The following is a 13,222-nucleotide window of genomic DNA, read 5'->3' as shown; positions in this document are numbered from 1 at the left end:
CGGTGGCGTCGGCAACTCTCTCATACCAACTGGTCGGTACGGATTCCGCGAGAAAGGCAGTGATGACAACGACCGCAACGGAGCACCTTCTGAGAGCGGACGGAGTGACCGTGCGCTTCGGGGGCCTCACCGCGCTCGACGACGTCGGGCTCCAGGTCGCGCCCGGATCCGTCGTCGGGCTCATCGGTCCCAACGGCGCGGGCAAGACCACCCTGTTCAACGTCCTGTCCGGCGTCCTGCGCCCCACGGCGGGCACCATCACCTGGAAGGACGCCCCGCCGCCCGGCCGTCGGACCCACCACCTCGCCCGCGCGGGGATCGCCCGCACCTTCCAGGGCCTCAACCTCTTCCCGATGATGACGGTCCTGGACAACGTCGTCGCCGGGGCCGACCGCCTCGCCACCGGGGGGCCGTTCTCCCTGATCACCGGCCTGGGACGGCACCACCGCGACGAACGCGAACTCCGTGCACGCGCCCTGGCCGCACTGGAGCGCTTCGGCGTGGCCGAGCACGCCCACCGGCTGCCCGGCACCCTGCCCTACGGCCTGCAGAAGCAGGTTGCCCTCGCCCGGGCCTGCGTCGGCGAGCCCGAGGTCCTCCTGCTCGACGAACCCGCCAGCGGCCTGTCCGGTGAGCAGATCGACACCCTGGCCGACCAGATCCGCGGCTTCAGCCAGGACATGGCCGTCGTCCTGGTCGAGCACCACATGGACCTGGTCATGCAGGTCTGCGACCACATCGTCGTGCTCAACTTCGGCCGTGTCATCTCCACCGGGACCCCCCAGGAGGTCCAGGCCGACCCACAGGTCACCGCGGCCTACCTCGGCACACCGGCCGACACCCCCGGCGACGCGAACGGAGCCGCCCGATGACAGCCCAGCCCATCCTGTCCGTGGAGGAGGTCAGCGCCTCCTACGGCGCCGTCCGAGCCCTGGACCGCGTCTCCCTGAACGTCGCGGCCAAGGGCCTGTGCGCCGTCCTCGGCGCCAACGGCGCGGGCAAGACCACCCTGCTGCGCACCCTCACCGGGCTCCACCCGGCCACCTCCGGGCGCGTCCTGCTCGACGGCGAGGACATCACCCGCCTGCCCGCCGAGAAGGTCATCACCCGCGGCCTCGCCCACGTCCCCGAGGGCGGCGGCGTCATCGTCGAGCTCACCGTCGAGGAGAACCTGCGACTGGGCGGGCTGTGGCGCTCCGACCGCCGCGACAGGTCCACCCTGAACGAGGTCCTGGAGCTCTTCCCGCCCCTGGCCGAACGGCGCGGCAAGTCCGCCAGCACCCTCTCCGGCGGCGAACGCCAGATGCTCGCCATCGGCCGCGCCCTCATGGCCCGGCCCAAGGTGCTGCTGCTGGACGAGCCCTCGCTCGGCCTGGCGCCCCTGATCACCAAGCAGATCTTCACCCTTCTGCGAGACCTGCGCGACCGCACCGGGCTCACCGTCGTCCTGGTCGAGCAGAACGCCGCCGGGGCCCTGTCGATCACCGAGACCGGGTTCGTCCTCAACCAGGGGCGCGTCGCCGCGGAGGGAGCGTCCGCCGACCTGCTCTCCGACGACCGCACGCGCCACGCCTACCTCGGCTTCTGAGGGGATCTTCCATGGACCACTTCATCAACCTGACCCTGAACGGGTTGGCGTCCGGGGCGACCTACGCGGCGCTGGCGCTGTCCCTGGTCATCATCTACCAGGCCACCCGCCTGGTGAACTTCGCCCAGCCCGCACTCGCCCTGATCGCGGTCTACACCGCCTACACCGTCACCCAGCTCACCGGCTCGTACTGGATCGGCTTCGCCGCCGCCCTCACCGCGGGCCTGGTCTCCGGAGCCCTCGTCGAGCGGTTCATCATCCGGCCCATCGCCCGCACCTCCCAGCTCAACGCCATCATCGTCACCCTCGGCCTCCTCCTGGTCGTCCAGGGGCTGGTCGGCGTCGTCTGGGGCAACGAGCAGCACGGGTTCGGGTACGCGTTCAGCTACGTGGGCCGCTTCTCGCCCGCCAACGTGTTCGCCCTGGGGTCCGTCGGTGTCGTCGCACTCCTGCTGTTCGCCCTGTACCGGTTCACCCCGCTGGGCCTGCGGATGCGCGCCGCCGCCTTCCACCCCGAGTCCGCCCGGCTCAGCGGTGTGAAGGTCGGCCTGATGCTCACCGCCGGGTGGGCGATCGCCTCCTTCATCGGCGCGCTGGCGGGCATGCTCGCCGGACCCCCGTTCATCTCCCCGAACGTCTTCGACGTCGTGTTCGTCTACGGCATCACCGCCGCGGTCATCGGTGGCCTGGACAACCCCTTCGGCGCCGTCCTCGGCGGGCTGTTCATCGGCCTCGGCATGTCCTACGTGTCCGGCTACGCCGGGCCCGAGCTGGCCACCCTCGCGGCCCTCGCCATCGTCGTCGTGGTCCTGAGCGTGCGCCCCGACGGCATCCTCTCCCGTCCGACCGCGCGAAAGGTGTAGCCGATGTCCTCACCCACCCGGCAGCGCGCGGAACGCGCCGCCACTCCCGCGAACCCGTCCGCCGCCCCCTCCGAGGGCCGCTGGCGCTCCCTGCCCTCACCGCTGCGCCACCTGCTGCTGGCAGCGCTCGGGCTCGCCGCCGTCACCGTCCTGCTGTTCGTCACCGGTGACCTCACCGCGCTGCGTGTGGCCGCCGTCGGCTACACCATGCTGGCCGTCGCCGGGTTGCAGCTGCTCGTCGGAGGCAGCGGCCAGGTCTCCCTCGGACACGGCGCGTTCATGATGATCGGCGCCTACACGATGGCGCTGCTCGTCCTGTACCAGCCCATGTTCCCCCTGTCCGTGAACATGCTGATCATCGTCGTGGTGGCCGTGGTCGCCGGGATCGCGGTCGGCGCCGCCACCGCGCGCCTGCACGGCCCCTACCTGGCGGGCGCCACCCTCATCCTCGCCGTCGGCCTGCCCGGGCTGACCCACCGCTACCACGACCTCCTCGGCGGCAGCAACGGCATCAACGTCCGCACCGCGGGTGCCCCGCCCCTCCTTCAGGGCCTGGTCACCGACAGCGAGTGGAAGGCCCTGGTCGTGTGGACCGTGGTGGTCGTCGGCCTCGCGGTGCTGGCCGTCGTCTCCACCGGACGCCTGGGCCGCCGCATGCGCGCCATCCGCGACGACGAGACCGCCGCCTCCATGGCCGGGATCCCCGTCGGCAAGACCAAGGTGGTCGCGTTCGTCATCGCCTCGGCGGCGGGCGGCCTCGCCGGCGGCCTCCAGGCCTACGTGCTCGGCACCGCCACCCCCAGCACCTTCACCCTCGCGCTGTCCCTGACCCTGCTCGCGGCCCTCGTCCTGGGCGGCATCGGCAGCCTGTGGGGCGCGCTGTGGGCCTCGATCGCCATCGTCTACCTGGAGATCTGGACCTCGGACCTGGCCGGTTCCCTGGGCCTGAGCCGCGACGCGGAGAACAACCTCCCCGTCGTGTTCTTCGGCGTGGTCCTCATCCTCGTCATGCGCTTCTGGCCACTGGGAATCCACGGTGCGCTACAGCGCCTGGCCCTCCGTATCAGACCCACCAAGTCCCGCTGAACCACTTCCGTCCCCTTAACAAGAGGAGAAACACCATGCGAAACCGCAGCGGCACCAAGACCGCCCTGGTGGCGGCCTTGGCCCTGACGATGCTCGCGACCGCGTGTGGCGGCGCGGGCGAGGTCACCGATGACGCCGAGGTCGACCTGAACGTCTCCACCGGCGTCACCGACGACTCCGTCATCATCGGCTCCCACCAGCCCCTGACGGGCCCGGCCGCCCCGGGATACATCGCGGTCTCCCAGGGGGCCCGCGCCGTGTTCGAGTACGTCAACGCCCAGGGCGGTGTGAACGGGCGCGAGATCGACTACCGGGTGGAGGACGACGCCTACGACCCCGCGCAGACGATCGACGTGACCCGGCAGCTCGTCCTGGAGGACGAGATCTTCGCGATGGTGGGCGGCCTGGGCACGCCCACCCACAGCGGTGTCCTGGACTACCTCAACGAACAGGGCGTGCCCGACGTCTTCCCGTCCTCGGGCGCGCTGGCGTGGAACGACCCCGAGGAGCACCCCCTCACCTACGGCTGGCAGACCGACTACACGAAGGAGGCGAAGATCCAGGGACAGTACATCTCCGAGAACCTCGCCGACCAGAATGTCGGTTACCTGTACCAGAACGACGACATCGGTGAGGACTCCCAGGCGGGGCTCGACCAGTACCTCGACGACGAGGTCGTGGCCCGAGAGCACTACGAGTCCGAGGCGCCCGACCTCAGCGCCCAGATCGCCGAGTTCGAGCGCTCCGACGCCGAGGTGATCGTGTGCTCCTGCATCCCGGCGTTCGTCGCGCTCGGCATGCTGGAGGCGGCACGCATCGGTTACGAGCCGCAGTGGGTGGTCTCCAGCATCGGCGGTGACACCGCGACGCTCCAGGGGCTGCTGTCCGAGTTCACGCAGGACACCGACGCCGAGGGCGTCCCCGCCGACGCCTTCCTCGACGGCATGCTCATCACGAGCTACATGCCGCGCGTGGAGGACCCGGACGACGAGTGGGCCCAGTTCTTCCTCGACGTGTACGAGGAGCACGGTGAGGGCGGAACGGTCACCAACACGCACGTCTTCGGCATGACCCAGGCCGTCATGTTCGCCCAGGCGCTCAAGTCGGCGGGCGAGGACCTCACCCGCCAGTCGCTGATCGACGCCCTGGAGTCCCAGGAGTGGCAGGGTCCCAGTCCCGTCCCCTTCTCCTCCAGCGACGGTGACCACGGCGGCCACCAGGGTGTGTACGTCGTCCAGTACCAGGAGGGCGGCAGCATCGAGATGATCCAGGACCCGCGTGTGACCGACCGCGAGGGCGGTGCCATCGAGGAGACCGACTTCCAGCCCCTCGGCCCCGACGAGCTGGACTTCCACGGCTGATCCGCGGCCGGCGCCTCCGCCACGGAGGCGCCGGCGCCGGACGGCTCGCCGTGATCCCCACGGCCGTTCCGGCGACTCCCGACCCTCGGCCCCGCGGGCTTCCCGCCCCGGGGCCGTTGGCGTGCCCGGGGTGTACCGGACCGGTGGCCGCCAGGGCTGTCAGGCTCACGACGGCGATGGTCCCGCCCCTGCCGGCACTGTCGGCGGTCGGGAGTGTCGGCAGGGGCGGGGACCATCCGGTGAAGGGCCCCGGCCGGCCCGCCAGCCCCTCCGCGAGCCCTGGCGTCCCTGGTGCCCTGGTGTCCTCCGGGAGGTGTCCGAAGGGGGCCGTGCGGTGCCCGCGCTCCACCGGTGCCCGGCCGGGGGCCCGGGGTCCCGGGCCCCCGGCGCACAGGGCGGCGGCCCGGAGGGGATCCCTCCGGGCCGCCGCGGTTCTCGGGTCCCGGTCCGCGCCGTCTCCGCGCGGACCGGGGCGCCGGATCAGGTGAGGTGCGGGCACGTGTCCCGGTAGTCGGAGAAGTCCGAGAGCCATCCGGTGCTGGGGGGCGGGCACAGGAACTGCTCGTAGCGCTCGTCCTCGTCGACGAAGCGCTTCAGCCAGGAGATGCTGTACTTGGCGATGGCCGTGTTGGACATGTTGGGCGCGAAGTGGCTCGCGCCGTCCAGCTCCATGTAGGCGCTCTCGAGGTTGCTGTCCAGGCTCTCGTAGAACGGGATGGAGTGCGAGCGCACCGAAGCGATGCTGTCGTTCTCGGCCCCGATGATCATCGTGGGGACCTCGACGTCGTCCCAGCTCTTCTGGGTGTGCCAGGGGGTCAGCGGGATCGCCGCGCGCAGCTCGGGCCGGTCCTCGGCGGCCGCGAGCGTACCTCCGCCGCCCATCGAGTGGCCCATCACGGCCATGCGGTCGCCGTCCACCCGGTTGGACACGTCGCTGTCGTCGGCCAGGTAGTCCAGGGCGGCCTCCAGCTGGCGGCCCCGGCTGTTGGGCTGGTCGTAGCGGGTATTGGTGTCGATGGTGAACACCACGAAGCCCTGCGAGGCGAGTCGGTGTCCCATCCACTCCATCGTGGACGAACTGGCGGTGTAGCCCGGCGCGATCACCACGCCGCCGAACGTCCCCTCACGGGTGGTGCTGGGGTAGAAGATCGTGCCACCGCCGAAGCCGCTCACCAGCGACGAGACGCTGTCGGTGTCGGTGTCGAAGTAGCCCCGGGTGGCGGTGACGCTCGACTCCGTCGGCGCGGGTCCGCGCTCGTAGGGGTTGGCGGCCTGGGCCGGAGCGACGACACCGCCGGTGACGCCCGCCACGAGCGTCAGGGTCAGTGCCGCCCGGGCGGCGATTCGGGACACGCGGGAACGAGGACTGCGGCGGATGCCGTCGGTCTCGGGGGAAAGGGGGTATGTTCGCACGCCTTTTTCCTTTTCTCGTGCAGCGGGAATCCGCGTACCTCGCGGTGGTCGCGGACCAGGGGGTTTCCCGTGGGGGGAAGCAGCCGGCCTACCTGGCATCGGGGGCCTCGGTACGTCGGCCGGCCTCAGGTGACCCGGACTCTCACTGGGAGAGGGAAAGGAACCGGGTACCGGAGATCAACCTCCCTTCGTTCGTGGTTTCACTATGGTGTCGCTTCGGTAAAAGTGCATCCGTGGAATCACCAGTAGTGACGGGTCGCAGCTTACGGTGATGATATGGGCCGGAACGGGGGTGATCCGGTGTTTTCGGTGACGTGTCCCCGGGCAGGCGGAGCATGTAGGCGCACGACGAGGGAGTGAGGACCATGCCCGGTGCCAGTGAACTTCCGTCGACCCTCCAGCGGTCTCCGGAGAAGGCCCAGCGCACCTGGATCAAGGCGCACGACTCGGCCGTGGAGGAGTACGGCGAGGGCGAGCGCGCACACCGCGTCGCCTTCGCGGCCGTCAAGCACGAGTTCGAGAAGCAGGGCGACCGCTGGGTGCCCAAACAGCGTTCGGGCCCCTCGGACGAGCAGGCGTCCAACCCCAAGGCGGGCCCCGGCCGGGGCAAGGACAAGGAGACCGCTGGGGGAGTGGACGCCAACGCCAGCAAGGAGCACCTCTACGAGCAGGCGAGGAAGCTCGGCGTCGAGGGGCGCTCGTCGATGAACAAGGGCCAGCTCGTGGAAGCGCTGCAGAAGGAGAACAACCGGCGCACCGCCAGGGCCCGTTCGTCCTGACCCACCGTTCCCGTCCGTCCTGTCCGGCCCCCTCCGCGCGCGTGGAGGGGGCCGGACCTCGTCCGGCGGAGCGGCGGGGGCGGAACGCACGGGTCCCGCCCCCACCGGATCCGGTTCCGTTCCGGGCTCAGCTCGACTGGATCTCCCCGCCGATCGGGGCCAGGGTCTCGCCGCTGTAGTACGACGACGTCCGGCCGCTGGCGAAGAACACGTACGAGGGCGCGATCTCGTCCGGGTCGGCGGCCCGGCCCATCGGCGCCTGCCCGCCGAACCCCTCGGTGCCCTTCTCCCCGAGTGTGGCGGGGATGAGCGGGGTCCACACCGGTCCGGGCGCCACACAGTTGACCCGGATGCCCCGGCCCATGAGCGTCTGCGCCAGTGAGGACGACAGGTTCATCACCGCGGCCTTGCTCGCCGCGTAGTCGATCAGCGACTTGTTGCCGCGCAGGCCGTTGACCGACCCGGTGATGACGATCGAGCCGCCCTCGGGGATGTGCTCCAGCGCCTCGCGGACGGTCCAGAACACTCCCATCACGTTGACGTCGAACGTGCGGCGCAGCTGTTCGGTGCTCAGCTCGGTGAAGTCGTTGACCGGCTTCTGGGTCCCGGCGTGCTCGACCAGGACGTCGATTCCGCCCAGCTCCTCGACCGCGCGCCGGACCAGGTGGGAGCAGAACGACTCGTCGGCCACGTCACCGCGCACGCTCACGGCCTTGCGTCCCTGCTCCCGGACCAGCTTCTCCGTGTGCCGGGCGTCGTCCTCCTCTTCCTCGCCGAGGTAGCCGAAGACCACGTCGGCCCCCTCCTTGGCGAAGGCCACGGAGACGGCACGGCCGATCCCGGAGTCTCCTCCCGTGATCAGCGCCCGCTTCCCCTTGAGCAGGCCGCGGCCCTCGTAGTCGCGCATCTCGTCCCTGGGCCGCGGTTCCATCGGCTCGGTCCGGCCCGGGTACGGCTGGCTCTGTGCCGGGAGTGGATTCTCGGGCATGGGCGTCTCCCCCTGTGTCTTCTCGGTCTCCTCGCGTGACCGCCCCTACCCGCTTCGCTTCCTCCGACTCGGGCCCGGCGCTATCGCGGAACCTTCCTTTGCCTGGTTCGGGAGGCGGTGAACGCCGCTCCAAAACGGGGTCAACCACGTTTGTCCGTGAACGGCGCCGGTCAGGGGGACGTGAGGTAGGGACCCCCCCGGAACGCAGAGCACGCCGAACCACGGAGGTTTGCCATGGCCGCGGAGGAACGCGACGCCAAGGACCGTCAGCTCGACGGGGACCGGGTCGACTCCGACCAGCCCCTGACCACCGACACCGGCGTCAAGGTGGGCCACACCGACAACTCGCTGCGCGCGGGCGCGCGGGGTCCCACACTGCTGGAGGACTTCCACGCCCGCGAGAAGATCACCCACTTCGACCACGAACGCATCCCCGAGCGGGTGGTGCACGCGCGCGGTGCGGGCGCCTACGGACGGTTCCGCCCCTACGAGGGACTCTCCGACCTGACCGCGGCGCACTTCCTGAGCAGCCCCGACGTCATCACACCGGTCTTCGTCCGCTTCTCCACGGTCGCCGGTTCGCGCGGCTCCGCCGACACGGTGCGCGACGTGCGCGGGTTCGCGACGAAGTTCTACACCGAGGAGGGCAACTACGACCTGGTCGGCAACAACATGCCCGTCTTCTTCATCCAGGACGGCATCAAGTTCCCCGACTTCGTGCACTCGGTCAAGCCCGAGCCCCACAACGAGATCCCGCAGGCCCAGTCCGCGCACGACACCCTGTGGGACTTCGTGGGCCTGCAGCCCGAGAGCACGCACATGATGATGTGGCTGATGTCGGACCGGGCGATCCCGCGCAGCTACCGGACCATGCAGGGCTTCGGCGTCCACACCTTCCGCTTCGTCAACGCCGAGGGGCACGGCACCTTCGTCAAGTTCCACTGGACGCCGCTCCTGGGCACGCACTCCCTGGTCTGGGACGAGGCGCAGCGCATCCAGGGCAAGGACCCCGACTACAACCGGCGCGACCTGTGGGACTCCATCGAGCGCGGCCAGTTCCCGGAGTGGGAGCTGGGCGTGCAGCTCGTACCGGAGGAGGACGAGCACAGGTTCGACTTCGACCTGCTGGACGCCACCAAGATCATCCCGGAGGAGGAGGTCCCGGTCCGTCCGGTCGGCAAGCTGACCCTGGACCGGAATCCGGACAACTTCTTCGCCGAGACCGAGCAGATCGCCTTCCACACCGCCAACGTGGTGCCGGGCATCGACTTCACCAACGACCCGCTGCTCCAGGCCCGCAACTTCTCCTACCTGGACACCCAGCTGCTGCGCCTCGGCGGCTCCAACTTCCAGCAGATCCCGGTCAACCGCCCGGTCGCGCCGGTGAGCAACAACCAGCGGGACGGCTTCGCCCAGCACCGCGTGCACCGGGGGACGACCTCCTACTTCCGCAACAGCCTGGGCGGCGGCTGCCCGGTCCTGGCCCACGGGGACGGCGTCCACCACCACTACACCGAGAAGGTGGAGGGCGACAAGATCCGGGTGCGCAGCGAGAGCTTCGCCGACCACTACTCGCAGGCCACGCTCTTCTACAACAGCCTCGCCGACTGGGAGCGCGAGCACCTGGTGGAGGCGTTCCGCTTCGAGCTGGGCAAGTGCGAGGAGCTGGAGGTGCGCCAGCGGGTGGTCGCCAACCTCAACCACGTGGACCACGGACTGTCCGTGCGGGTGGCGGAGGGGATCGGTGTCGAGCCCCCGGAGGAGGAGGCCGTACCCAACCACGGGCGCTCCTCGCCCGCCGTCAGCCAGCTCAGCACCACGTTCGGCTCCGTGGTCGGCCGCAAGGTGGCCGTCCTGGTCGCCGACGGGGTGGACGGGGCCGCCGTCGACGCGTTCCGTGAACCCCTGGTCGGGGCCGGAGCCGTGGTGGAACTCCTCGCGGCCACCGACGGCGCGGTCCGTACCGCCGAAGGGGGAGTGGTCACCGTGGACCGGGCCTACACCACCGTCTCCTCGGTGCTCTACGACGCGGTCGTGGTCCCCGGCGGACCGGACGCGGCCCGGACACTGGCCGGGGACGGGGTCGCGCGGCACTTCGTCCTGGAGGCGTACAAGCACCACAAGCCGGTGGCGGCTGTCGGCGCGGGAACCGAGCTGCTCGCGCCCCCGCTGCCGGACGAGGTCACCACGGCGGCGGGTACCGCCCGGACGGAGCTGGGCGTGGTCGTCTCGCCGGAGGCCGGAGAGGAGGGCGTCGCCGAGTTCACCCGGTTGCTCGGAGCACACCGCTACTGGGACCGGCCCACCGCGTCGGTGCCCGCGTGATGGAGGGGGGACGGACGTCATGAAGGTCGGTTTCAAGCTGTTCGCCGAGGGGTTCGGGCCCAGGGAGATCGTGGACCAGGCCGTCCGCGCCGAACAGGCTGGGTTCGACTTCGTGGAGATCAGCGACCACTTCCACCCGTGGCTGTTCAGCCACGGCCACTCCGGCTTCGTGTGGTCGATGCTCGCGGCCATCGCCGAGCGTACCGACCGGATCGAGCTGGCCACCGGGGTCACCTGTCCGATCCTGCGGGTGCACCCGGCGATCGTCGCGCAGGCCGCGGCCACCACCGCCATCCTCTCCGATGGGCGGTTCACCCTGGGGCTGGGCGCTGGTGAACGCCTCAACGAGCACGTGGTCGGCGAGGGGTGGCCCAACGCGACCAGGCGCCACGAGATGCTGCGTGAGGCGATCCAGATCATCCGCATGCTGTGGTCCGGCGGCTACCACTCCTACGACGGCAGGTACCTGACCCTGGAGGACGCCCAGGTGTTCGACCTGCCGGACGAACCGCCGCCGATCATCGTGGCAGCGGGCGGGGAGGAGGCCGCCCTGCTCGCCGCCGAGCTGGGCGACGGCATGTTCTGCACCGAGCCCAGCAAGGCGCTCGCCCGCGTCTACGGGGACACCGGGGGCACCGGTCCCCGCTACGCCGAGGTGCCCCTGGCCTGGGCGACCAACGAGGGCGACGCGCTGGACTCGGCGCGCGACATGTTCCGCTTCGCCCTGACCGGGTGGAAGGTGCAGTCCGAGCTGCCCAACCCGGTCAACTTCGAGGCGGCCAGCGCACTGATCAACAGGGACGCGATGCGCGACGTGTTCGGGTACGGGCCGGACCCGGACCGGCACCTGGAGGTGGTGCGCGAGTTCGCCTCCGCCGGGTTCGACCACCTGTGCCTGATCAACGCCGGACCCGACCCGGAGGGGTTCTTCGACTTCTTCGAGAGGGAGCTGTCCGGACCGATCCGGGACATGGGGGTGCCCGCGACCTAGGTACGCAGGCCGTGCCACCAGTTGAGGAGGCGTTCCAGCAGGTCGTCCTCGGGACCGTCGGCACCCTCGGGCCCCGGGGTTCCGTCGGCGCCCCCGGGCTCCGGGGCTTCCCCGGTCTCCGGGGCGGCGGGCCCGCCCGGAGCGAAGGTGATCGGCAGTTCGCGGAGCCCGCGCACGAACGGCGACGGCACCCAGCGCAGTTCCTCGGGCGCCACGGCCAGCCGCATCCCGACCAGCCGCTCCTGGAGCGCGGTGACGGCGATCGCGGCGATCATCCTGGACAGCTCGCGGGCCGGGCAGGCGTGCGGTCCGGCGCCGAACATCAGGTGGGCCCGGCGCCCGCTGGACACCCCGGTGTAGCCGTCGCGGTCGCACCGCACGGCCGGGTCGCGGTGGGCGGCGGCGAAGCCGATGAGCAGGGCGTCGCCCGCCCGGATCTCGGCGTTGCCGATGCGTGTGTCCTGCAGCGCGATCCTGGCGGGCAGGATCTGGCAGGGGGCGTCGGTCCACATCACGTGGTCGAGCAGTTCGTGGACCGGCAGGAGGGCGTCGGTGTGCGCCGTACGGATGTTGGCGTCGGTGAGCAGGGTGCGCATCGTGTTACCGATGAGGTGTGTGGTGGCCTGGTGGCTGGCGTTGTTGATGAGCGCGGCCTGGTGGGCGACCTCGTCGCCGCTCAGCCCGGCCGGGTGCTCCAGCATCCACGACACGAGGTCCGGCCCCGGGCGCTCGCGCTTGCGAGCGACCAGTTCGGAGAAGTACTGGTGGATGCGGCTGACGGCCTCCTCGCCGCGTCTGGCGTCCTCTCCCAGGACGGTGGCCGTGAGGTCGCCGAGCATGTACCCGTAGCTGTCGGGGAGCCCGTACAGGCTGTTGACCACGAGCACGGGCAACGGGTCGGCGTACTCGGAGACGAGGTCGGCGCTGCCGTCGGCGACGAAGGAGTCGACCAGTTCGTCGGCGATCCGGCGGACCGTGAGCGCGGTGGCGCTCATGTCCACCCTGGCCAGGCCGTCCACGATGGGCGAGCGCAGCCGGGCGTGCTCGGCGCCGTCGGCGTACAGGGCGTTGGGGCGCCAGGACAGGGTGGGCCGGGCGGAGGCGGGATCGACGCGGCTCGTGGCGACCTCGCTCCAGTGCCGGGTGTCGCGGGAGAACAGGTGCTGGTTCTGCAGGACGGCGAGGTTCTCGTGGTAGCCCAGCAGCAGCCAGGCCCGCACACCGGTCTCCAACTCCACCGGGGCGACGGGGCCGTGGTGTTCGCGCAGCGTGTCCCAGAGGCCGTCGCGGCCGGCGTCGGGGGTGGTGCCGTAGAGCCGGGTGATCTCGACGGGGCGGGCGTTCGTCATCGGGTGCGCGGTACCCGGGGGGCGGGAGCCGCTTCCCTCCCTTCGGGAAGATGTCGTGCTGGTGCGGCGGGAGGTGGGGAAGCGGGGCCGTGCTCGGAGGCGGGGCGGCGGACCGTCGGCGGTCCGGTGGGCGGACCGGCGTCCTGGTCGTGGCATTCTAGAAGTGCGGAAGCCATTTTTTCAACACGCCTGTGGAAATGTGCGCTTCTGGTGTTTCGATATCAGGATAAAACTTCCATAAAACGCAAAACGGTTTGTGGATGCGCGGGAGAACCGTGTGCGCAGGGCTTCCGTGCTCCACCGAGGCCGCTCCTCGGCCTGAGTATGGCACAGGGGTGAGACAGTCCCCCCGGGTCCGCGGAAGTCCGCGTGGCCGTTCGGAAAAGGTCGTCGGGGAGCGCTCCGGAGCCCTCCGTTTTGTCACCACCGGTCCGTAGTGTTCTTTGTGTGAGCGATCGATGGAGTACCGACGACGTATG

At 70.5% G+C, this 13,222-nt stretch carries 11 protein-coding genes; 8 read left to right on the top strand and 3 right to left on the bottom strand.

Features of this window, described 5'->3' with window-relative positions:
* The first annotated feature begins 62 nt into the window (after positions 1-62).
* From FYX01_RS14740 to FYX01_RS14720, 5 genes are read left to right on the top strand one after another with little or no spacing between them, the layout of a single operon-like run.
* Positions 63-872 (top strand): ABC transporter ATP-binding protein, encoded by an 810-nt coding sequence (locus tag FYX01_RS14740; RefSeq protein WP_150241655.1) that lies wholly within the window; start codon positions 63-65, stop codon positions 870-872.
* Entirely contained in the window at positions 869-1,588 is a 720-nt protein-coding gene (locus FYX01_RS14735) for an ABC transporter ATP-binding protein (RefSeq protein ID WP_150241653.1), read from the top strand. Before FYX01_RS14740 ends, FYX01_RS14735 begins: the two co-directional genes overlap by 4 nt.
* An 11-nt stretch (positions 1,589-1,599) precedes the next feature.
* The gene (locus FYX01_RS14730; protein WP_150241651.1) at positions 1,600-2,451 is read left to right on the top strand and encodes a branched-chain amino acid ABC transporter permease; all 852 of its coding nucleotides are present in this window, start codon (positions 1,600-1,602) and stop codon (positions 2,449-2,451) included.
* Positions 2,452-2,454: 3 nt separating this feature from the next.
* Positions 2,455-3,537: a branched-chain amino acid ABC transporter permease gene (locus FYX01_RS14725; protein WP_150241649.1), complete on the top strand. Its 1,083-nt coding sequence runs from the start codon at positions 2,455-2,457 to the stop codon at positions 3,535-3,537.
* A gap of 35 nt (positions 3,538-3,572) precedes the next feature.
* Complete coding sequence (locus FYX01_RS14720) at positions 3,573-4,898, top strand: ABC transporter substrate-binding protein (protein ID WP_150241646.1); 1,326 nt, start codon at positions 3,573-3,575, stop codon at positions 4,896-4,898.
* A gap of 480 nt (positions 4,899-5,378) precedes the next feature.
* On the opposite strand, the gene FYX01_RS14715 is transcribed toward FYX01_RS14720, so the two are convergent.
* Positions 5,379-6,311, bottom strand: a complete 933-nt coding sequence (locus tag FYX01_RS14715; protein ID WP_150241644.1) for an alpha/beta hydrolase family protein — start codon at positions 6,309-6,311, stop codon at positions 5,379-5,381.
* Positions 6,312-6,676: 365 nt separating this feature from the next.
* Here FYX01_RS14715 and FYX01_RS14710 point away from each other — a divergent pair, with 365 nt between their 5' ends.
* Positions 6,677-7,090, top strand: coding sequence for a ChaB family protein (locus FYX01_RS14710; RefSeq protein WP_150241642.1), 414 nt, complete (start codon positions 6,677-6,679; stop codon positions 7,088-7,090).
* 127 nt (positions 7,091-7,217) lie between these two features.
* Here the strand turns inward: FYX01_RS14710 and FYX01_RS14705 are convergent, their stop codons facing one another.
* Positions 7,218-8,078, bottom strand: a complete 861-nt coding sequence (locus FYX01_RS14705; protein ID WP_150241640.1) for an SDR family oxidoreductase — start codon at positions 8,076-8,078, stop codon at positions 7,218-7,220.
* 234 nt (positions 8,079-8,312) lie between these two features.
* On the opposite strand from FYX01_RS14705, the gene FYX01_RS14700 reads away from it, so the two are divergent.
* Together FYX01_RS14700 and FYX01_RS14695 are read left to right on the top strand one after the other, a co-directional pair.
* Positions 8,313-10,403: a catalase gene (locus tag FYX01_RS14700; RefSeq protein WP_150241638.1), complete on the top strand. Its 2,091-nt coding sequence runs from the start codon at positions 8,313-8,315 to the stop codon at positions 10,401-10,403.
* Positions 10,404-10,422: 19 nt separating this feature from the next.
* The gene (locus FYX01_RS14695) at positions 10,423-11,394 is read left to right on the top strand and encodes a TIGR03557 family F420-dependent LLM class oxidoreductase (RefSeq protein ID WP_150241635.1); all 972 of its coding nucleotides are present in this window, start codon (positions 10,423-10,425) and stop codon (positions 11,392-11,394) included.
* Here FYX01_RS14695 and FYX01_RS14690 read toward each other — a convergent pair.
* Positions 11,391-12,743 (bottom strand): cytochrome P450 family protein, encoded by a 1,353-nt coding sequence (locus FYX01_RS14690; RefSeq protein ID WP_150241632.1) that lies wholly within the window; start codon positions 12,741-12,743, stop codon positions 11,391-11,393. The two genes, FYX01_RS14695 and FYX01_RS14690, sit on opposite strands and share 4 nt — an antisense overlap.
* Positions 12,744-13,222 lie beyond the last annotated feature (479 nt).

The organism is Nocardiopsis quinghaiensis (assembly GCF_008638365.1).
GTDB classification, from domain to species: Bacteria; Actinomycetota; Actinomycetes; order Streptosporangiales; family Streptosporangiaceae; genus Nocardiopsis; species Nocardiopsis quinghaiensis.
This window is presented reverse-complemented; position numbering and strand designations above follow the sequence as displayed.